A 19,885-nucleotide genomic window follows, 5' to 3' on the forward strand; every position below is an offset into this window, starting at 1 on the left:
GGGGCCCTGCGGCCGTGACAGTGTTCGTGATCGGCGCGGCCGGCGGGCTCGGGCGACTCGTGGTCCGCGCGCTGCGGGAACGTGATGTGGAGGTGGCCGTCCTGGCCCGGGACCCCGAGCGGGTCCCGGCCGGGCCGGGCGTGCGGGTGGTGGCCGGGGACCTGTCGGACCCGGCCTCGGTCAGGGCGGCAGCCGAGGGCTGCACGAGCCTGTTCCTCTCGGCCTCCTGCGACGTCGAGTGCCAGAGCGCCGCCGTGGACGTCGCCGCCGACGTCGGCGCGCGGCTGGTGAAGATGTCGCCGTGGCAGGCGGCGGTACGGGAGGACAGCCCCGCGCCCGGGGCCCGCCACCACTGGATCACCGAGCGGTACCTCGCCAAGCGGGATCTGCCGTACACCATCCTGTCCCCCAACTACCCGATGCAGGAGCTGATCCGGCACTACGCGCCCGAGGTGCGGCGGCGCGGGGTCCTCGTCGACCCGGCGGGCGGGCGGGGCGTGAGCGTGGTCGACGAGCACGACGTGGCCGAGGTGGCCGCGCGGGTGCTCGTCGAGCCGGGCCACGAGGGCCGCACCTACGCCCTCACCGGGCCGGCCGCACCCACCTTCGCGGAGCTCGCGGAGCTGCTGGCCGGGCTGATGTCCGTACGGGTATCGGCCAGCGAGCTCGCCGGTCCGGAGCTCGCGGCGTGGCTGGCCCGGGAGCACCGGCCGTGGGAGGCCGAACTCGACGCGCTCTTCGGGCAGTTCCGCGAGGGCGCGGGCGAGTCGGTGACCGACGACGTGCACCGCGTGACCGGGCACGAGCCGCGCCCGGTCGCGGACTTCCTCAAGGCGCACCTCCACCATTTCCTGCCGGACTCCGGAGGCTGAGCCGATGCCCGCGACCCCGCGCACCGCCGAACGGACCGTCGTCGCCGACGACTTCCTCGCCGCGGGCTTCGCGGCCCGCGCCACGGTGGCGGCCGGACGGCTGCTCCTCGATCTGCGTATGCAGCACGAGGACGGCCTCGCACCCGGCGGCGCCAAGATGGCGCAGCTGGGCCGCACCTGGTCCGGGCTGCTGCTGCGCAACCGGATCCGTGCGCGCTATCCGCGCGACGGCGTGCTCACCGGCCCTGCCTCCCGGCCGCCGGACGCCCTGCGCAGACGCCGGGTCTGGCTGGTCGAGCCGCTGGACTCGGCCGAGGAGTACCACGCCGACGGGGATCCGCACTGGTCGGTGCGGCTCGCGCTGTGGGAGCGCGAGCGGGGTGTGGTGGCCGCGGCCGTCGCGGTCCCCGCGCTGTGCGAAGTGGTGTGCACGGCGGACCGGGACGCGGGGTGGCGGCACCCGTCGCCGATCCCCCGGCAGCGGCCCCGGGTGGTGGTCGACACGCGCGATCCGGCACCCTTCGCCCGTACGGTGGTGCGCCAGACCGGGGCCGAGCTGGTCCCGATGGGCTCGCCCGGCGCCAAGACCCTGGCGGTGATCCAGGGCGACGCCGACGCCTACATCCACACCACGGGCGCGTGGGACTGGGGCGACGAGGGACTGTTCCGGGTCGCGGAGGCGGCGGGGTTGCAGGTGAGCAGGCTGGCCCCGCCCGAGGAGGTGCGGCCCGGTCTGCAAAGAGCACCGTCCGCTCCGAAAGGCCCCGGCCGCTCCGCGCCCCTCGCCGTGATCTGCCGGCCGAGGCTCACCAGGACACTTCTGGCCGCCTTCGCCGGGCACGGCATCCGGCCGGCCGCGGTGCTCCCCGGCCCCGGGGCCCGTCCGGGGTCACCGTCCGCGGGGTGAGGCCGGGGGGCCGGGCCCGGCCCCCCGGCCGTACAGGGCGTCTCACCCGCGCGACCAGCTCCCCACTGATGCGCGGGGAGTCTTGACGCCCCTACCCGCGCTCAACATACTGCCAACAATCAGCACCTCTGACAATCAGTCAACTGTTCTACGCCCGCCGAGCGTTGCGACGCCGGGCCGCCGATCGCCACCCAGAACGGACAGGACCGAACCGAGATGGCCGATGACTTCACTTCCGTGTTCGAGCCCCCACTTGACCAGCTGCCCGACATCGACGACCTCGTCCGCGCGACCATGGAGTGGCACTTCTCGCCGCTGACCGGCAGCCCGTACTGGGTCGAACGCGCCAAGGGCTTCTCCTTCGACCCGCGTGCCGATGTCCAGTGCCTCGCGGACCTGCGCCTGTTCGCGGACGTGCCGGTCGACTGGAGCCGGATACCGGCCGACCGGCTCGTACCGCGCGGCAGCGCGCCCGGGGTGCGGTACGGGATCTACGAGTCGGGCGGCGCCACCGGTGCGCCCAAGCGGATCGTGGACGCCACCTCGCGGCGCCGCAACGTCCAGTGGCAGAGCCGGCTGCTCGACGAGCAGGGCTTCCCCTCCGGCGAGGGCAACTGGCTCCACATCGGCCCGACGGGCCCGCACGTGATGGCCAAGAACATCAGCACCCTCTCCGAACTGCGCGGCATGCTCTGCTACTTCGTCGACCTCGACCCGCGCTGGGTGCGGCGCTGTGTCAGCGAGGGGCGCCAGACCGAGTTCCGCAGGTACGTCGACCACATCCTCGACCAGGTCAGGGACGTCCTGCACACCCAGGACATCCGCGGCATCTCCACCACCCCGCGCATCCTGGAGTCCATCGGCGCCCGCGAGGACGTGTTCGCCCTGCTGCGCGAGAGCGTGCGCGGCATCATCTGGGGCGGCACCAGCATGGACGGCGAGACCCTGCGCCTGATCGACGAGGAGCTGTTCCCGCAGGCCAAGCTGGCCGGTGCGTACGGCAACACGATGATGGGCGTGGCGCCCCAGCGCACCCCCCGGCCCGGCGACGCCGCACCGTGTGTCTTCCGCCCGTTCTATCCGTACACCGTGGTCGAACTCGTCGACCCCGCACAGCCCGACCGGATCGTCGCCGACGACGAGGACGGCCGGGTCGTCATCACCGTGCTCACCCGGGACTACTTCACCCCGCCGACCCTGGAGCGGGACCTCGCCACCCGCCGGGCCTCGGCCGACGGCTTCCCCGGCATCGAGCTCTCCGGGGTCCGCCCCTACGAGTCGGCGGGCACCTCCGTGGTCGAGGGGGTCTACTGATGGCCGAGGCCAAGGATCTCCATGAGATCCCGCTGATCCGGGCGGGCCTGCCCAGGCACTCGGCCGAGCGCGCCGAACTCGCGGGCGTCGACGGCACGTTGCTGGCGCTCGTCCACCTCGCCCCGCCGCTCCTGGCGCGCCTCACCGTCGCGGACGCGCGGGCCGGGGCCGAGCGGACGCCGGAGCCGGAGCGCATCGCGGCGGCCGGCGAGCTCTTCGAGACGGGGACGCTCAACGGGCTCTCCCCGCAGGCCTATTGCGAGCTCCAGTCCCGGGTCGCCGGTGTGCCCGTCGCGGTGGCCCGGCACTCGCTGCGGGACGTCGCGGAGACGTTCGCGGGCGTGGGGGCGCGGTTCCTGGCCGAGCGCCCGGCCGGCGCCTCGGCCGCCCCGGTCCCGGGGGAGATCTCCACGGTGTGGACCCGGCGCGGCGACGTGCTCGCCGTGATCGCGCCCAGCAACAACCCCGGCACACACACCCAGTGGCTCACCGCGCTGGCCTGCGGGTACCGGCTGGTGGTGCGGCCGGGGACGCGGGATCCGTTCACCCCGGCCCGGATGATCGCCGCGCTCCTGGACGCGGGCGTCGCCCCGCACTACCTCTCACTGCTGCCCGGCAGCCACGCCACCGGGGACGCGCTGGTCGAGGCCGCCGATCTGAGCCTGGTCTTCGGCGGGGACGCGGCGGCCCGGCGCTACGGCGAGGACCGCCGGGTCATCCTGCGCGGCCCGGGCCGCTCCAAGCTGCTGCACACCGGTGAGATCACCGAGCAGACCGTCGACGTGATCTGCCGGTCGGTCGGCTACGACGCGGGGATGCGCTGCACCAACGCGACCGCCGTGTTCACCGACGCCGACCCGGCGGCCCTGGCGGCGGCCGTGGCCGAGCGCCTGGCACGGCTGACCCCGGCGCCGCCCCAGTCGCCCGACGCCCAGGTGCCGGTGCTGCCGCTCGCGGAGGCGCGGGCGCTGCGGGAGCACCTGGAGGGACGGCTGGAAGGCGCCGTCGACGTGGCGGCCCCGCTCTATCCCGAGGGGCCGGTCGCGGACCTCGGGGACGGGTCGGGCGCGCTGCGCCCCGCCGTACTGCTCTGCGACCGCCCGGACCACCCCGGCGCCCGGATCGAGCTCTCGTTCCCGTGCGTGTGGATCCTGCCGTGGCGGCGCGAGCAGGGGTTCGGCCCGCTGCGGGACACGCTCGCGCTCACCATCCTCGGCGGCGACGAGCCACTGGCGCGCGAGGCGCTGCGGGAGCGGTCGATCCGCAAGGTCCTGCTGGGCCCCATCCCCACGTACCAGGCGGGCCGGACCAGTCCGCACGACGGCTATCTGAGCCACGAGCTGATGGAGGCCCGGGCCTTCGGCACCTCGGCCTGAGCGCGGTCGGCGCCACACGTGCGCCCCGCGCCCCCGCCCTACCTCACCGCAACGACCCCTGGAGTGTGTGGAGATGACTCGAACCGTCCTGGTGACCGGTGGCGGCACCGGCATCGGCAAGGCGATAGCGGCGGCGTTCCTCGCCGACGGCGACCACGTCGTCATCAGCGGCCGCCGCGAGGACGTACTGCTGCGGGCCGCCGAGGAGCTCGGCGGCCGGGTGACGGCGCTGCCCTGCGACGTGACCGACCCCGAGCAGCTGGAGGGCTTCCGCGACCGGCTGCCGGACGTCCTGCACGTGCTCGTCAACAACGCGGGCGGCAACCGGGAGTTCGACGCCCCGCCGCCGGGCGATCTGCGGAGCCTGGCCGAACGGTGGCGGGCCAACCTGGAGGCGAATCTGCTCGGCGCCGTGCTGACCACGGCCGCCGTCGACAAGCAGCTCGCCGCCGGCGGGGCCGTGGTGAACATCAGCTCCTTCGCGGCCGACCGGGGCGCGGGCTCGTACGGCGCGGCCAAGGCGGCGATGAACAGCTGGAACATCTTCATCGCCCGCCAGCTCGGGCCGCGCGGGGTGACCTGCAACGTGGTCGCGCCGGGCTACGTCGAGAAGACGGAGTTCTTCCGCGACCGCCGCTCGGAGCAGTTCCACGAGGCCCGGGTGGCGGAGACCCTGGTGGGCCGGGCCGGACAGCCGCAGGACATGGCGGAGGTCGTACGGTTCCTGGCGTCGCCCGCCGCCCGGCACATCACCGGGCAGGTCGTCCGCGTCGACGGCGGCGTGATACCGACCCGCTGAACGGCGAACCGGTGCGGGCCGGCCACCCGGCTGAGCGGTCTCGGGGAAGTGGGGTGCGTTTCCGCCTCGTCCGGTGCGGTGCATCGGCGTGCTGCCGTATCGCCCTCGTACTGGACGTACTTGGGTGATGCGGCAGTGCGGCGAGGTGCCGTGCCGGACGGCGTGGGGACGTGCCCCACTTCCCCGAGACCGCTCAGGCCCGTACCGGCCCTCTACGATGGGGAGATGAGCGCGAGCGAGAACCTGTCAGATGCGCACTCCCCGCACCCGCACACCACTGGCGAGGACGAGCGCCTGGACGTCGCGGTCGCCGTGCTGACGCTGCTCGCGGACCGTACCCGGCTGGCCCTGCTCAAGGAGCTCGGCGCGGGCGACGCCGATGTCACCACCCTCACCGTGGCCTGCGGGGCCGCCCGCCCGTCGGTCAGCCAGCACCTGGCCAAGCTGCGCCTGGCCGGTCTGGTGGCGACCCGCAAGGACGGCCGCCGGGTGGTCTACTCGCTGCGCCACGGCCATCTGCGGCGCCTGGTCGACGAGGCCCTGAACGTGGCCGACCACCAGCTCGGCGCCCTCCCGCCGCACGACTGACGAGGCCACCGTCCGTCCTCGGCCCTGATCCACCAAACATGTGCATAGGTACGCACACATTGGTTACGATGGGAGTCCCAGCACCTTCTCGCGCCCCCGGGACGGGTCCCATGCTGTCCGTACTGCGCAACCGCACCTATCGCCACCTGTTCACCGCCCAGGTCGTCGCGCTCCTCGGCACCGGCCTCGCCACCGTCGCGCTCAGCCTGCTCGCCTACGACATGGCGGGCGGCCACGCCTCGGCGGTCCTCGGCACCGCGCTCGCGATCAAGATGGTGGCGTACGTGGGAGTGGCCCCGCTCGTGGGAGCCTGCGCCGACCGGATCCCGCGCCGGGCGCTGCTCGTGGCGACGGACCTGACCCGCGCGGGCGTGGCCCTGACGCTCCCGTTCGTCTCGCAGGTCTGGCAGGTGTACGTCCTGATCTTCCTGCTCCAGGCCGCCTCGGCCGCGTTCACCCCGGTCTTCCAGGCGACCGTGCCCGAAGTCCTGCCCGCCGAGCGCGACTACACCCACGCCCTGTCCATGTCCCGCCTCGCCTACGACCTGGAGAGCCTGCTGAGCCCCGCGCTCGCCGCGCTGCTGCTCACCGTGGTCTCGTACCACTGGCTCTTCGCGGGCACCACCCTGGGATTCCTGGGCTCCGCCGCGCTCGTGGTGTCGGCCGTGCTGCCCCGGGCGACCCCGGTGGCACACACCACGAGCGCCTGTGCCAGGGCCGCGTCCGGGACCCGGCTGTTCTGGGCGGACCCCCGGCTGCGGGCCCTGCTCGCCCTCGACCTGGCGGTCGCGGCGGCGGGCGCGATGGTGTTCGTCAACACGGTCGTCGTGGTCAGGGGCCACTTCCACGAGTCCGCCGGAGCGGTCTCGCTCGCCCTCGGCGCGTACGGGATCGGCTCCATGGCCGCCGCGCTGTGGCTCCCGCGCCTCCTGGCCCGGACGAGCGACCGCGCGGTGATGCTCCCGGCGGCCTACGCCCTGCCCGCAGTCATGGTCGCGGTGGCCGCCACCACCCTTGCCCCCGCCGGGAGCTGGAGCTGGGCCGGGCTACTGGTGACCTGGGCGGCCATCGGCGCCGCGAGCTCGGCGGTGCTGACCCCGGGCGGCCGCCTGATCCGGCGCTGCACGGCCACGGCCGACCTCCCGGCCGCGTTCGCCGCCCAGTTCTCCCTCTCCCACGGCTGCTGGCTGCTGACGTATCCGCTCGCCGGGTGGCTGGCGGCCGGGGCGGGGGTGCCGGTGACGGCGGGGGTGATCGGGGTGATCGCACTGGGCGCGGCGGGGGCGGCGACGGCGGTGTGGCCGCAAGGAACCGCGCCGGAGCGCGGTGCGGCCGAAGCGGAGCGCGCGGTCGTACGCGTCGGCTGACAACACGTCACCTGCGCCTGCGCAAAGGCGCGTTGATGATGTAGTCGACGGCCGCGCGCACGGTGCGTACGCCCATGACGTCTTCATCGGGGATACGGATGTCGAAACGCTCCTCGGCCGCCACCACCACCTCCACCATCGACAGCGAGTCGAGGTCCAGGTCCTCGGCGAAACGCTCCCCCATCCGGACGTCCTCGACGGGGACCCCGGCGATCTCGTTGACGATCTCCGCAAGGCCGTCCAGGATTTCCCGGCGCCGGTCGGACCCGCTCTCGTCGGCCTGTTCGGCCCGCTCCCCGGCCCGCGAGGCCGCGTCGATCAGGCGCTGGTCCGGGTGGTTGAGGAAGGACTGGAGGAGGAACCAGAAGGCGTCCGGGTCCATCCAGTGCAGCTCGTCAAGGGCCGCGTCGACCACCCGGCTCTCCCGGGTCTCGTGCCAGACGACCAGCGGCGCGAGGACCTGCGCGGGAGCCGTCGGGCTGCCGCGCAGCACCCGGCAGAGCGCCTCAAGGAGATCGGCGAGTGCGGTCTGCGCCAGCTGCTCCTGGTGCTGGTACACCTCGAACTCCTCGGCCATCCGCTCCACCGGCCTTCTCACCAGACGGTCCACGAGCGCATCGACGCCGCTCACCCGCGCCCGTCTGACCTGCTCGCTCTCCCAGATCCAGAGCACCAGTTGTTCCGGGTGGGCCAGTGCCAGGGCTTCCCTCTCCTCCAACTGGTGTCCGGCCAGACCGGCCGAACGCGTGCAGAAGTAGACCCACTCGTGGCGGCCTTCCTGCGGGCCGCTCCTCAGGCCCGGCGAGCCCAGGACCCGGCGGCCGATATGCCACAGGTCGGTCATCGCGGAAGTGAACAGCCAGCTGCGGGACTCCGCCTCCAGGCGCTTGAGCCGGGGCCCGGGAGCGCCCTCGGCCTTCATCCGCTGCCACAGGGCGCGCAGGAAGGACGTGGTCGCGGCACTCCGCGCCTCCGGCAGCCCGGACGCGCCGCGCTCCTGACCGATCCGCTCGTACAACTTCCTCAGGAACAGCCGGTCCTGCTCCAGCTCGGCCTCCCGGCGCAGCCTGATGGCCCGGACGCGCTCGCGGCAGCGCCCGGCCGACCGCCCCGGCGCCGCCGCGAACACCTCCTCGCACTCGGCCAGCCAGGGCAGTTCGGTGTACGCGATCCCCCGGGTCTCCTCCACTACGGCAAGGACCGCGTCCGGCAGGCGCCCGTGCGAGGCGTGCTCGGCGGCCACCTGCGCCACGTGCTCGGCCGGCAGCCCCGGGCCGCCGTCCGGAGTGCCCACCAGCAGCCGTGCCGCGAGCTCCACCGCGTCCTGGTCCGGGCGGGCCAGCAGCAGCCGGACCTCCTCCACCGCCACATCGGCGGGCAGCCGCAGCAGGGTGCGGCGCGCCGACGCCCGTACTGTCGGATTCACGTCCCACAGCAGCCGGTTGAGGGAGCGCAGCACCTGCGGCCCGCCCGTCACCGCGAGGCGGTCCATCTGGTCGGCGACGATACGGCGTACGAAATAGTGTTCCTGCGAGGCGAGTTCGGACACGAAGTCCCAGAACCGGGTGCCGTGCGGGTCCAGCTGGAAGACCAGCTGGGTGCCGATGCCCCGCCACTTCCAGTCGCGCTCCAGCATGGCCCTGATCACCGCGGTGTGCGCCGCGTCGGGCGCCCTGCGGTCCTCCAGGCGCAGCACCAGGAATTCGAGGGCGCCGCGCAGCGTGGCGAATCCGGGCTCCTGCGCCATCAGGACGAGCGCGTCGGCGGCGATGTCGTCCGGGTGCTTGGCCTCCCAGCCCTGGTCGAGGTAGAGGCTCAGCGCCAGTACGTACTCCGCGAAGCGGTCGTAGATGAAGACGACGTTGCGGACGCCGATCTCGTCGTCGATGCTCTCCTCAAGGATGATCTCCTCGTCGATGACCCGGCTGTAGAGCGAGTCGCTGGTGTCGAGCTCGGCCGCCGTGGCGCGCAGGGTGGCGGCGACGGCGCTGCGCGGCACCGAGGTGGAGCGGCTCTGCCGCATCAACCGGGCCACGTCCAGGACGAGTTCGGCCACCGCGCCCTTCCCCTTGAGTGAGGTGGCGTACGCGACCTGCTCGACCTTGCGCTCCCAGAACAGCTTGAAGAGGCGGAAGAGCCGGAAGTCCTCGACCACGCCGATGTCGCGGTCGCGGTACGCCTCGCACAGGATGCGCAGCACCAGGGCGTGCCGGCAGCGCTCGGCGGCCTCGCCGCGCAGCTGCCCCCGGATGCCGAAGGCGCTGAAGTAGGCGGCGGCGATCCCGGGGAAGGAGGCGAGGGGGAAGAGCGGTACGTCCTCGACCCGGGTCGCGGGGGTGACCCTGGGGCCGCTCTGCACGGGCTCGCGCCGCCAGACGTAGCTGGCCCAGAACGGGGCGCGGTAGAACTGCCAGAAGTCGGTGCGGCAGGTGACCACCACCTTCACCCCGGCGCTCTCGGCCTGCCGCAGCAGCTCGTGCAGGGCCGCCTTCATCGCGTCCGGCTTGGCCGGGGACTCGTTGATCGCGTCGAGGAGCAGCAGCGGCGGGCGGCCGGGTGCGGCGGTGCGGGCCAGGTCCGCGAAGCAGCCGGGCCAGTCGGCGCCGTAGCCGAGGCGGGTCGCGATCAGGCTGAGCAGCCCGTGCGGCTCGGAGACCGGGACGCGCGCCGACATCAGCAGCACCGGCGAGTCGTCGAGGCTGCGCTCGGCGAGCGAGCAGAGCAGATTGGTCTTGCCCCGGCCGGGCTTGGAGACCACCAGCAGACAGGTGCTGTCGTTGGCCAGGAACTCCTCGACCCGCTCTTCGAGTTCATGGTGGCGGAAGTAGAGCTCGCGCAGGTACTTGGAGCCGATCTCGGATATCTCCCGCAGGGTGGCGCGCCGGGCACGCTCGCGCAGCCCGGCGAAGGGCGTGCCGGTGGCGGTCAGCGCGTCGAGGTCGGCGGGGTCGAGCCGGGCGACCTCGTCGGCGAGCCGGGCCATCGCCTCCTGGCGGTCCACGCCGACGACCGCCACCGCGGCGAGCGCGCGCACGAAGTCAGCGAGGGCGCGCGGGCCGTCCCGGGCGACCTGGGCGACGAGCGAGGTGAAGAAGGAGACGGTGGTGGTGCCGGGGGCGATGTGCAGGAGCGACTCCCCGTATCCGGCGCTCTCCAGGAGGAACGCCCGTTGCCCGGGGTCGTTCATGCCGGGCAGCGTGGCGAAGCTCTGGATGAGTCTGCCGCGCAGCCCGGCGCGGTCGGAATCTGGCATGGCGGTCTCTCCGGGGTGCGCGTGCGCCGGGTGATCAGCCGAGGCGGGAGCGGACGTCGGGCGGGAGCTCCCGCAGGATCCGGCTCAGCAGGATCCCCTCGTTGCGGTAGTAGTAGCTGCCGGTGGCGGGTTCCTGGAGGTTGCCGCCGGCGTGGTGGACCGCGCAGACCCGCCAGTCGTCGGTGAGCACGGGGGCGCCGGAGGAGCCGGGCAGGGTGGCCGTCACGTACTGGACGACGTCGGCGTCGACGTACTCCACGAAGTTGCTCTGGAACGCGATCTGCTTGGGCCGCCCGGCGGGGTGCTGCACGATGTTGACGCGGTCGCCCTGCCGGGGCGGCGCCCCGGATATCTCCAGGTGCCCCCACTCGCTGCCGGGGCTCTCCGCGAGCTCGACGAGCGCGAAGTCGCGGCGCGCGTCGGCGAGGTACAGCCGCCCGGTGGCGCGGGCCGCGTGCACCGGGCGCGGCCGGCCCGCCGAGTCGTCCTCGTAGTTGAAGAGGAAACGGGCGCTGCCGAGCAGGTCCGCGTGCGGCAGTACGTGCTCGTTGGTCAGCAGCAGGTCGTCCGCGACCAGGAAGCCCGTGCCGGTCCAGCGGCCGGTGGTGTGGTCCACCACGATCTGGCAGACCGGCCGGGCGGCGGCCAGGGCGAGCTCCAGGAAGTGGACCGGCCGCAGCGTATTGGCGGCGATGATCTTCTCCTCGACTCCCTCGGGGCTGGTGGGACCCTTCCAGGCGGCGACCGCCGGGGCCGGGGAGACCGGGACCATCATGCGGTGGCGCAGCAGCAGGGCGGCGATGAAGTCCTGCTGCTCCCTGCCGGTGAGGGTGGCGATCACATTGAGCAGGAGGCCGAGGGCCTCGTGGTCGTAGGAGACCCTGCCGTACCCGGAGAGGTGCGTGACGACGCGGCTGACCGCCACGAGCGTGGCGCCTTCGAGGTCGATGTGCGGGACGAGATCGCCCAGGCCTGCCAGGGTCAGGATCTCGGCGCGCCCGGACGGGGAGCCGAGGACCGGCACGGCGGCCAGCAGGGTGACGAGCCGCTGACGCTCTTCCACGGTTAGTTCGACCATCGCTTGCTCCCCCTCGCGAGCGGCGCCGGAATTTCCCCATCGTGCCAGCGCGGCGGCACTTTCGCGGGCGGTCCGCGAAGGTCGGCGGGGAAAATCCCGGGAAGGGCCCGGGAAAGGGGACCGCCCCGGCCGGGCGCGGTGCCGGCCGGGGCGGTACGGGTGCCGCTGTCGGATCAGGCCAGGGTCGCGATGGCCTGGTTGAAGGTCGCCGACGGGCGCATGACCGCCGCCGCCTTCGCCGGGTCGGGCTGGTAGTAGCCGCCGATGTCGGCCGGGGAGCCCTGGACGGCGATCAGCTCGCCGACGATGGTCTGCTCCTGCTCGGCCAGCGTCTTGGCCAGCGGCGCGAACGCCTCCGCGAGCTGCGCGTCGTCGGTCTGCCTGGCCAGCTCCTGGGCCCAGTACAGGGCCAGGTAGAAGTGGCTGCCGCGGTTGTCGATGCCGCCGAGCTTGCGGCTCGGGGACTTGTCCTCGTTGAGGAAGGCGCCGGTGGCGCGGTCGAGCGTGTCGGCCAGGACCTGGGCGCGCGCGTTGCCCTTGGTCGTGGCGAGGTGCTCGAAGCTGACCGCGAGGGCCAGGAACTCGCCCAGGCTGTCCCAGCGCAGGTAGTTCTCCTTGACCAGCTGCTGGACGTGCTTGGGGGCGGAGCCGCCGGCGCCCGTCTCGAAGAGGCCGCCGCCGTTCATCAGCGGGACGACCGAGAGCATCTTGGCGCTGGTGCCGAGCTCCAGGATCGGGAACAGGTCGGTCAGGTAGTCGCGCAGCACGTTGCCGGTGACGGAGATCGTGTCCTCGCCGCGGCGGATGCGCTCCAGGGAGAACGCGGTCGCCTCGACCGGGGACAGGATCTTGATGTCCAGGCCCTCGGTGTCGTGCTCCGCGAGGTACGTCCTGACCTTCTCGATCAGGACGGCGTCGTGGGCGCGCTCGGCGTCCAGCCAGAAGACGGCCGGGTTACCGGTGGCGCGGGCGCGGGTGACGGCGAGCTTGACCCAGTCCTGGATCGGCAGGTCCTTGGTCTGGCACATCCGGAAGATGTCACCGGCGGCGACCGGCTGCTCCAGGACGACGTTGCCCTCGGCGTCGACGACGCGGACGGTGCCCGCGGCGGCGATCTCGAAGGTCTTGTCGTGGCTGCCGTACTCCTCGGCCTTCTGCGCCATCAGGCCGACGTTGGGGACCGAGCCCATGGTGGCCGGGTCGAAGGCGCCGTTGGCGCGGCAGTCGTCGATGACGACCTGGTACACACCGGAGTAGCTGCTGTCCGGCAGGACGGCGAGGGTGTCGGCCTCCTGGCCGTCCGGGCCCCACATGTGGCCGGAGGTGCGGATCATGGCCGGCATGGAGGCGTCGACGATGACGTCGCTGGGGACGTGCAGGTTGGTGATGCCCTTGTCGGAGTCGACCATCGCGAGGGCCGGGCCCTCGGCGAGCTCGGCCTCGAAGGACGCCTTGATCTCGGCGCCGAGGTGCGGCACGGAGTCCAGGCCCTTGAGGATGGTGCCGAGGCCGTCGTTCGGGGACAGACCGGCGGCGACCAGCGCCTCGCCGTACTTGGCGAAGGTCTGCGGGAAGAACGCGCGCACCACGTGGCCGAAGACGATCGGGTCGGAGACCTTCATCATCGTGGCCTTGAGGTGCACCGAGAACAGCACGCCCTCGGCCTTGGCGCGGTCGATCTGCTCGGTGAGGAACGCCCGGAGCGCGGCGACGCGCATCACGGAGGCGTCGACGACCTCGCCCGCGAGGACCGGTACGGACTCGCGCAGCACGGTGGTGGTGCCGTCCTCGGCCGCCAGCTCGATACGGAGCGAGCCGGCCCCGGCGACGACCGCGGACTTCTCCGTGGAGCGGAAGTCGTCGGCGCCCATGGTCGCCACGTTCGTCTTCGACTCGGCGGTCCAGGCGCCCATGCGGTGCGGGTGGGCCTTGGCGTAGTTCTTGACCGAGCCGGGGGCGCGGCGGTCGGAGTTGCCCTCGCGCAGCACCGGGTTCACGGCGCTGCCCTTGACCTTGTCGTAGCGGGCGCGGATGTCGCGCTCCTCGTCGGTCTGCGGGTCGTCCGGGTAGGCGGGCAGCGCGTAGCCCTGCGCCTGCAGCTCGGCGACGGCGGCCTTGAGCTGCGGGATCGAGGCCGAGATGTTCGGCAGCTTGATGATGTTCGCGTCGGGCGTCTTCGCCAGCTCGCCGAGCTCGGCGAGGGCGTCGTCGATGCGCTGCCCCTCCTGGAGGTACTCCGGGAAGTGGGCGATGATCCGCCCGGCCAGCGAGATGTCCCGCGTCTCCACCGTGACCCCGGCCGTCGAGGCATACGCCTGGACCACAGGCAGGAACGAGTACGTCGCCAGCGCGGGCGCCTCGTCAGTGTGGGTGTAGATGATGGTCGAGTCAGTCACCGGGTGCTCCACTCCACGTATGCAACATTGCTCGACATCAAGATATCTCGTGACGGACCCCGGCCGGACAGGGGCCCGGCCCGCCGAAACCGGCAGAATCGGCGGAAGATCTACGCCCGAACGCACGGAAAGCCGCCTTCTCCGATGGAGAAGACGGCTTCCGACCTGCGAAAACGCTGGTCGGGACGACAGGATTTGAACCTGCGACCCCTTGACCCCCAGTCAAGTGCGCTACCAAGCTGCGCCACGTCCCGATGCCCGTCTGACCTGGGGTTTCCCCCGGCCGAACGCGCACCAGAACAATACCGCACTTCGACCGGTGGTCACGAACTCCTTTCGGCCGTCGGATACGGCGGGCCGCCTCAGCGGACCTGACCGGCCGCGAAATAGGCGGCGAGCTCCGGGTCCAGCGGCTCGACCCGCCGGGGCGTGCCGCCGTCGCGCAGCGACATGGTCGCCTGGTAGCCCGCCGCCACGGCCATCCGGGCGGCCACCGGCGAGGTGTCGGTGCGGCCGCCCTCGCGTACGAAGCGCAGGAACTCGTCGATCAGGAGCGGGTCCGCGCCGCCGTGGCCCGAGTCGTCCGGGGCGGGCGGCACCTCGTGGACCTCGTCGGGCTCGTCCCGGAAGTGGGAGCGCCGGGCGTTCCACACCTTGACCCGGCTGCCGGGCCCGTCGCCGAAGTTCTCCAGGCGGCCCGCGTCGCCGATGACCGTGTAGTTGCGCCAGTAGTCGGGGGTGAAGTTGCACTGCTGGTAGGCGGCGAGCACGCCGTTGTCGAGGCGCATGTTCAGGAGCGAGACGTCCTCGATGTCGATCACCGGGTTCAGGGCGCGCTGGGTGTGCGGCGGCCAGTGGCCGTCCTTGGTGTACCAGTCGTCCGCCTTGGGCTCGCCCTCCGCGCGCCGGTGCGGATTGTCCCCGTAGACCATGAGGTCGCCCATCGCCTGGACGTCGCGCGCGTAGCCGCCGGCCAGCCAGTGCAGCACGTCGATGTCGTGGGCGGCCTTCTGGAGCAGCAGACCGGTGGTGTTCGCGCGCTCGGCGTGCCAGTCCTTGAAGTACCAGTCGCCGCCGTAGCCGACGAAATGGCGGATCCAGACCGTCTTGACCCTGCCGATCGCACCGCGCTCGACGAGGTCGCGCATCAGCCGGACCACCGGCATGTGGCGCATGTTGTGGCCGACGTACAGCCGCGCCCCGGTCTCGTACGCCGTGCGCAGGATCGTGTCGCAGCGCTCGACCGAGATGTCCAGGGGCTTCTCCACGAAGACGGGCTTGCCCGTCCGCATGGCCGCGCAGGCGATGTCGGCATGGGTGTGGTCGGGGGTGAGGACGAGCAGGGCGTCGATGTCGGGGTCCTCGACGACCTTGCGGTGGTCTCCGGTCATGACGGCGCCGGGGAAGGCCCCGGCCGCCTCCGCGCGGGCCCGGGGGTCGGGGTCGGCGAGCGCGGTCACGGCGGAGCCGCGGCCCGGGCGGTGGGCGACGCGGGCGAGGCTGCCGCGCAGGCCGAAGCCGAGGACGCCGATACGGAGGTCGGTCATGGTCAACTTCCTTACGGTCTGGGCCTGGTGGCCCGGCGCGCCGGGGTGTCCGGTGCCCGATGATGACATCGGCGCCCGACCCAGGTGCCGCGCGCCGGAGTATGCGCCTGGGACAACTATTTCGCGCCGACACCACCTGGCGGCACTCCAACGCGCCGGTCCGGAAAAGTGCTTGGCCGTGGCACGGTGAAACGATCAGGTTCGCACAGGCTGGAGGCCGTGCGGCGAGCGGCCGACGGACGTCCGATCGCGTTCACGCCCGGCGCCCAATCGCGTCCCGGGGTGTTCCTGGATGCCATCCCCGTGCACATCTGGGGCCAAAACCTGTCCCTCGGTGCCGGATACCCACGAAACCTTTGCCCGCGGCATGTGGCAAGAAGTGGAGACCGGGGAATGCCAACCGAGTGGAACCGAGGAGGCCAACCTCACAGAACACACCAGTAGTCAAACGTCAACACGCCGCGTTCTGGCCAAAGTTGACAAGGACGTTGAAGCGCCACCGAATGATCAACAACATGATGAGGTCGGCCTCTTCGGGACGGGAACCACTGCCGATGCACCACCTGCTCGAACACCGTTACGAGCAGGCGTTTCGCGGAGGAGGGCTCGCCATGGACGGATACTTCAGCAGCCGCCCGCATCATCAACTACGGGAGTGTGTACGGCAGTTCGCGGAATGCGAGATCCGGCCCCGGATAGCGGCGATGGAGGCGGCACGCTCCGTCCAGTACGACCTGTCCCGGCTGATCGCCCGGCAGGGCTGGATAGCCGCCACCGTCAGCCCGTCGTACGGGGGAATGGGCGTCGGACACCTCGGGAAGACCATCATCATCGAGGAGTTGTCCCGGGTCAGCGGCGCCATGGGCGCCATGGCGCAGGCCTCCCAGCTGGGCGTGGCCAAGATAGTCCACTTCGGCAGCGAGGAGCAGAAGAAGCACTGGCTGCCCGCCATCGCCGCCGGTGACTGCCTTCCGACGATCGCCGTGACCGAGCCCGAGTCCGGCGGCCATGTGCTCGGGATGACGGCGAGCGCGGTCCGCGACGGCGACGACTACGTCCTCAACGGCCGCAAGGTGTACGTCGGAAACAGCCATGTCGGCGATGTGCACGGCGTCGTCGTCCGCACCGGCCCCGGCTCCCGGGGGCTGACCGCGTTCCTCGTCGAGCCCGACCGGCCCGGGTTATCGCTCGGCGCCGAGCGCGACACGATGGGCCTGCACGGCTTCAGCTTCGGCGAGCTCTACTTCGACAACTGCCGGGTGCCGGTGGAGAGCCGGCTGGGCGAGGAGGGCGACGGGCTCGCCGTGGCCTACTCCTCCAGCGTGCTGTACGGCCGGGCCAATCTGACGGCCGTCTCACTGGGGATCCACCAGGCGATCCTGGAGGAGACCACCAAGTTCTGCACCGAGCGGATCCGCTACGGCAAGCCGCTGTACGAACTGCCCAACATCAAGATCAAGCTGGGGCAGCTGCAGTCCCGGCTGATGACGGCCAGGCTCGCCGCGTACCACGCGGTGCACCTGCTCGACCACGGCCTGCCGTGCGACGCGGAGCTGATGAACGCCAAGGTGGTCAACGTGGAGTCCGCGCTCGACTCGGCGCGCAGCGCCATGGAGATCCACGCGGCGGCCGGTCTCTTCACCGACCGCCCGATCGAGCGGTACCTGCGGGATGCCCACCACATCTCCGCCCCGGCCGGCACCACGGACGTCCAGCTGCTGCGGCTGGCCGAAGTGGCGCTGGGCACGACGAAGGGCCAGTGGTCACAGCGGCTCTCCGATGCCGTACGCACGGAGGAGTTCGCGGCGGCCCACTGACCGCGCAGGGGACCGGCGGAGCGGCGGTCAGAAGCGGCCGTGCTCCCGGCGGTGGATCTGCTCGATCAGCTCGGCCGCCATCGACTTGATCGTCTCAAGGCCGGCCCGGCCCCACGGCCGCGGCTCGGTGTCGACGACGCAGATGGTGCCGAGCGCGATCCCGGTCCGGTCGATCAGCGGGGCGCCGAGGTAGGAGCGGATGCCGATCTCGTCGACCACCGGGTTGCCCGCGAAGCGCGGGTAGTCGCAGACGTCCTCCAGGACCAGGGCCTTGCGGCGCACCACGACGTGCGGGCAGTAGCCGTGGTCGCGGGCCATGAACCGGCTCACCCCGCCCGACGCGGCCACCGCGTTCAGATCGGTGCCCGCGTGCGCCCCCTCCGGGGTGTGCAGCCCGGCGAAGAACTGCTGGTGCTCGTCGATGAAGTTGACCATCGAATAGGGCGCCGCGGTGACCTCCGCGAGTTTGTGGGCGAACTCGTCGAACGCCGGATCCGGATGCTCCCCCATGCCGAGCTGGCGCAGCCGCTGCACGCGGACGGGCGCCTCCCGGTCGACGGGGGTGAGCAGCAGATGGCCGGTCGGGTCGTACGTCATGTGTGCGCTCCATGGCTGGTGGCGGCCGGTTAGGTGGACAGCAGGTGCTGGACCAGGGTGACCAGGGTCCCGATCCCGGAGCTGCCGATGCGGGCGTCGCAGAGCACGACGGGAACCTCCGGCTTGAGGTCTATGGCGGACCTGACCTCGTCCGGGGTGTAGCGGTAGGCTCCGTCGAACTCGTTGACCGCGACGAGGAAGCCGATCCCGCGCCGCTCGAAGAAGTCCACGGCGGAGAAGCAGTCCTCCAGGCGCCGGGTGTCCGCGAGGATCACCGCGCCGAGCGCGCCCTCGGAGAGCTCGTCCCACATGAACCAGAACCGCTCCTGCCCGGGCGTGCCGAACAGGTACAGGACGTGCCGGTCGTCGAGCGTGATGCGCCCGAAGTCCATGGCGACCGTCGTGGTGGTCTTGGACTCCACCCCTTCGAGGCTGTCGTGCGCCACGCTGACCGTGGTGAGCAGCTCCTCGGTGGAGAGCGGTTCGATCTCGCTGACCGCGCCCACGAGGGTCGTCTTGCCGACCCCGAAGCCGCCGGCGACGAGGATCTTCAGCGCGGTGGGGAAGAGATCCACGGCGGGGCTGACGTCAGAGCCTTCGTCGTAGGCCATCGAGCACTGCCTCCAGCAGAGAACGGTCGGTGGGGGTGTGGTGGAAGCGGGGGGCGCGGGCCGTCACCGCCCCGCAGTCCACCAGGTCGGACAGCAGCACCTTGGTGACGACGGCGGGCAGCCGCAGATGGGCCGCGATCTCCGCCACCGAGGTCGGCCCCTCGCAGAGCCCGAGCGCCTGGGAGTGTTCGGGCCCGAGGTGCGTCTGGGGCGGCTGTCCGGTCGCCATCACCTGGGAGAGCAGGTCCAGCGTGGCGGTCGGCCGGGTGCGGCCGTTGCTCACGGTGTACGGGCGGATCAGCCTCCCGGCCGCGTCGTCGAGCCATGGGCCGTCCTGCGGGGCCGGCACGCTCAGTGCCTCGTGCCGCTCGGTGTCCCGGCGCCTTGCCGGGCCGGCGTCACGAGGTAGGGCCGTACGCTCTTCACCAGCATCGCCATCTCGTACCCGAGCACCGCGGCGTCCGCCTCGCGTCCGGCGAGCACGGCGAGACAGGTGCCCGAGCCTGCCGTGGAGACGAACAGCAGCGTGGAGTCGAGCTCCACCACCACCTGGCGGACCTCGCCGCCGTCACCGAAGCGCGCACCCGCGCTGCGGCCCAGCGAGTAGAGCCCGGAGGCCAGGGCCGCCATGTGGTCGGCGCTGTCGACGTCCAGACCGTGAACGGACTTCACCAGCCCGTCGGAGGAGAGCAGGACCGCGTTGCGTGTGTAGGGCACCCGCTGGACCAGTCCGCTGAGCAGCCAGTCGAGGTCCGAGACGTGTCCGGTCGGCGCATCGCTCGCCATGGTGCATCTACTCCTTGGAGTGGTCGGCGTCAGTTTCTGCCTGGGGGTGAGGTAACGGCTGTGCGAGGTGGGGCGGGTGCGGTTGCGGTACGGCGGGGCTGTCGTGCGGGGCCGGCTGCGACTCGGCGAGACCGATGCCCCGCTGGAACGCCGCCATCAACCCCGGGTCGTGCAGGGCGTGTTCGTCCTCCTTGCGTGCGGCCGGAGCGTCCCGCAGCTGCGGGACGAGGTGCTCCTGGCTGCGGCGCCGGGGCAGATCGGGCCGGCCCGCGCCGCGCACCGTACCGTTCGCCACGGGTATCGGAGGCACCGCGGCCTCCCCCGGCGCCCGGTGGGTGCCGGGGAGGGCGGCGGCCGGGTTGGGCCGCTCCTCGTGGGCGGCGCGCACCGGCAGCGGCGTCGTGCCGTGCGTGGACACGGTCTCGCCGTGCTGGGACTGGCGGGGCGGGGGCGGCAGCTCGGTGCCGTGCGCGGGCGTGTGGCGTGCCGGGGTGCGGTGCTCGGGCGGCGGCACCGGCGCGGCGGGGGGCGGCACCGGCGCGGCGGGGGGCGGGACGGGCACGGGCGCAGGCGGGGG

16 protein-coding genes, 1 tRNA gene and 1 pseudogene are annotated in these 19,885 nt (G+C 72.3%); 8 read left to right on the forward strand and 10 right to left on the reverse strand.

All coding sequences use genetic code 11. The features are described 5' to 3' along the window. The first annotated feature begins 14 nt into the window (after positions 1 to 14). The 7 genes from ACFWA7_RS27230 to ACFWA7_RS27260 all read left to right on the forward strand — a co-directional run bounded on the left by ACFWA7_RS27230 (position 15) and on the right by ACFWA7_RS27260 (position 7,223). Complete coding sequence (locus ACFWA7_RS27230) at positions 15 to 872, forward strand: NAD(P)H-binding protein (RefSeq protein ID WP_385546070.1); 858 nt, start codon at positions 15 to 17, stop codon at positions 870 to 872. 4 nt (positions 873 to 876) lie between these two features. After that, positions 877 to 1,779, forward strand: a complete 903-nt coding sequence (locus ACFWA7_RS27235; RefSeq protein WP_385546067.1) for an inositol monophosphatase family protein — start codon at positions 877 to 879, stop codon at positions 1,777 to 1,779. A gap of 216 nt (positions 1,780 to 1,995) precedes the next feature. After that, positions 1,996 to 3,093, forward strand: a complete 1,098-nt coding sequence (locus ACFWA7_RS27240) for a phenazine biosynthesis protein (protein ID WP_385825646.1) — start codon at positions 1,996 to 1,998, stop codon at positions 3,091 to 3,093. Further along, positions 3,093 to 4,469, forward strand: a complete 1,377-nt coding sequence (locus tag ACFWA7_RS27245; protein WP_385546061.1) for an aldehyde dehydrogenase family protein — start codon at positions 3,093 to 3,095, stop codon at positions 4,467 to 4,469. The genes ACFWA7_RS27240 and ACFWA7_RS27245 overlap by 1 nt, the downstream gene beginning before the upstream one ends. Before the next feature lie 73 nt (positions 4,470 to 4,542). Beyond that, positions 4,543 to 5,268, forward strand: coding sequence for an SDR family NAD(P)-dependent oxidoreductase (locus ACFWA7_RS27250; RefSeq protein ID WP_385546058.1), 726 nt, complete (start codon positions 4,543 to 4,545; stop codon positions 5,266 to 5,268). 225 nt (positions 5,269 to 5,493) lie between these two features. After that, positions 5,494 to 5,856, forward strand: coding sequence for an ArsR/SmtB family transcription factor (locus ACFWA7_RS27255; protein WP_385546055.1), 363 nt, complete (start codon positions 5,494 to 5,496; stop codon positions 5,854 to 5,856). A 110-nt stretch (positions 5,857 to 5,966) separates the two neighbouring features. Beyond that, entirely contained in the window at positions 5,967 to 7,223 is a 1,257-nt protein-coding gene (locus ACFWA7_RS27260; protein WP_385825648.1) for an MFS transporter, read from the forward strand. Between the two features lie 7 nt (positions 7,224 to 7,230). Here the strand turns inward: ACFWA7_RS27260 and ACFWA7_RS27265 are convergent, their stop codons facing one another. The 5 genes from ACFWA7_RS27265 to ACFWA7_RS27285 form a co-directional block, all read right to left on the reverse strand. Then, positions 7,231 to 7,470 (reverse strand): acyl carrier protein, encoded by a 240-nt coding sequence (locus tag ACFWA7_RS27265; protein WP_385825654.1) that lies wholly within the window; start codon positions 7,468 to 7,470, stop codon positions 7,231 to 7,233. A gap of 3,040 nt (positions 7,471 to 10,510) precedes the next feature. After that, entirely contained in the window at positions 10,511 to 11,554 is a 1,044-nt protein-coding gene (locus tag ACFWA7_RS27270) for a trypsin-like peptidase domain-containing protein (RefSeq protein WP_385546049.1), read from the reverse strand. Between the two features lie 173 nt (positions 11,555 to 11,727). Beyond that, a complete protein-coding gene (locus ACFWA7_RS27275; RefSeq protein ID WP_385546046.1) occupies positions 11,728 to 13,950 on the reverse strand; it encodes an NADP-dependent isocitrate dehydrogenase in 2,223 nt (740 codons plus the stop codon). Between the two features lie 177 nt (positions 13,951 to 14,127). Further along, positions 14,128 to 14,204: transfer RNA gene (locus ACFWA7_RS27280), tRNA-Pro, on the reverse strand. A 108-nt stretch (positions 14,205 to 14,312) separates the two neighbouring features. Beyond that, complete coding sequence (locus ACFWA7_RS27285) at positions 14,313 to 15,497, reverse strand: Gfo/Idh/MocA family protein (RefSeq protein WP_385825650.1); 1,185 nt, start codon at positions 15,495 to 15,497, stop codon at positions 14,313 to 14,315. 611 nt (positions 15,498 to 16,108) lie between these two features. Here ACFWA7_RS27285 and ACFWA7_RS27290 point away from each other — a divergent pair. Further along, on the forward strand, positions 16,109 to 17,314 hold the full coding sequence (locus ACFWA7_RS27290) for an acyl-CoA dehydrogenase family protein (RefSeq protein WP_385546040.1): 1,206 nt from the start codon (positions 16,109 to 16,111) through the stop codon (positions 17,312 to 17,314). Positions 17,315 to 17,341: 27 nt separating this feature from the next. On the opposite strand, the gene ACFWA7_RS27295 is transcribed toward ACFWA7_RS27290, so the two are convergent. The 5 genes and pseudogenes from ACFWA7_RS27295 to ACFWA7_RS27315 all read right to left on the reverse strand — a co-directional run. Continuing rightward, complete coding sequence (locus ACFWA7_RS27295; RefSeq protein WP_385546037.1) at positions 17,342 to 17,911, reverse strand: GAF domain-containing protein; 570 nt, start codon at positions 17,909 to 17,911, stop codon at positions 17,342 to 17,344. Between the two features lie 29 nt (positions 17,912 to 17,940). Continuing rightward, positions 17,941 to 18,522 carry an ATP/GTP-binding protein gene (locus ACFWA7_RS27300; RefSeq protein WP_385546034.1) on the reverse strand — a complete coding sequence of 194 codons (582 nt, stop codon included), beginning with the start codon at positions 18,520 to 18,522 and terminating at the stop codon, positions 17,941 to 17,943. Continuing rightward, positions 18,500 to 18,871, reverse strand: a complete 372-nt coding sequence (locus tag ACFWA7_RS27305) for a DUF742 domain-containing protein (RefSeq protein WP_067166125.1) — start codon at positions 18,869 to 18,871, stop codon at positions 18,500 to 18,502. Before ACFWA7_RS27305 ends, ACFWA7_RS27300 begins: the two co-directional genes overlap by 23 nt. Before the next feature lie 2 nt (positions 18,872 to 18,873). Next, positions 18,874 to 19,308, reverse strand: a complete 435-nt coding sequence (locus tag ACFWA7_RS27310) for a roadblock/LC7 domain-containing protein (RefSeq protein WP_101391062.1) — start codon at positions 19,306 to 19,308, stop codon at positions 18,874 to 18,876. A 7-nt stretch (positions 19,309 to 19,315) separates the two neighbouring features. Next, positions 19,316 to 19,885, reverse strand: a pseudogene (locus ACFWA7_RS27315) (ATP-binding protein); the annotation flags it as partial.

Origin of the sequence: Streptomyces sp. NPDC059994, assembly GCF_042737755.1 — a bacterium.
Taxonomy (GTDB): domain Bacteria; phylum Actinomycetota; class Actinomycetes; order Streptomycetales; family Streptomycetaceae; genus Streptomyces.

What these genes read in the sequence shown, in the direction of transcription:
- ACFWA7_RS27300 (WP_385546034.1), bottom strand. Translation starts at nt 18,522, where the DNA reads ATGGCCTACGACGAAGGCTCTGACGTCAGCCCCGCCGTGGATCTCTTC.
- ACFWA7_RS27245 (WP_385546061.1), top strand. Translation starts at nt 3,093, where the DNA reads ATGGCCGAGGCCAAGGATCTCCATGAGATCCCGCTGATCCGGGCGGGC.
- ACFWA7_RS27310 (WP_101391062.1), bottom strand. Translation starts at nt 19,308, where the DNA reads ATGGCGAGCGATGCGCCGACCGGACACGTCTCGGACCTCGACTGGCTG.
- ACFWA7_RS27270 (WP_385546049.1), bottom strand. Translation starts at nt 11,554, where the DNA reads ATGGTCGAACTAACCGTGGAAGAGCGTCAGCGGCTCGTCACCCTGCTG.
- ACFWA7_RS27240 (WP_385825646.1), top strand. Translation starts at nt 1,996, where the DNA reads ATGGCCGATGACTTCACTTCCGTGTTCGAGCCCCCACTTGACCAGCTG.
- ACFWA7_RS27290 (WP_385546040.1), top strand. Translation starts at nt 16,109, where the DNA reads ATGGACGGATACTTCAGCAGCCGCCCGCATCATCAACTACGGGAGTGT.
- ACFWA7_RS27250 (WP_385546058.1), top strand. Translation starts at nt 4,543, where the DNA reads ATGACTCGAACCGTCCTGGTGACCGGTGGCGGCACCGGCATCGGCAAG.
- ACFWA7_RS27260 (WP_385825648.1), top strand. Translation starts at nt 5,967, where the DNA reads ATGCTGTCCGTACTGCGCAACCGCACCTATCGCCACCTGTTCACCGCC.
- ACFWA7_RS27285 (WP_385825650.1), bottom strand. Translation starts at nt 15,497, where the DNA reads ATGACCGACCTCCGTATCGGCGTCCTCGGCTTCGGCCTGCGCGGCAGC.
- ACFWA7_RS27255 (WP_385546055.1), top strand. Translation starts at nt 5,494, where the DNA reads ATGAGCGCGAGCGAGAACCTGTCAGATGCGCACTCCCCGCACCCGCAC.
- ACFWA7_RS27295 (WP_385546037.1), bottom strand. Translation starts at nt 17,911, where the DNA reads ATGACGTACGACCCGACCGGCCATCTGCTGCTCACCCCCGTCGACCGG.
- ACFWA7_RS27235 (WP_385546067.1), top strand. Translation starts at nt 877, where the DNA reads ATGCCCGCGACCCCGCGCACCGCCGAACGGACCGTCGTCGCCGACGAC.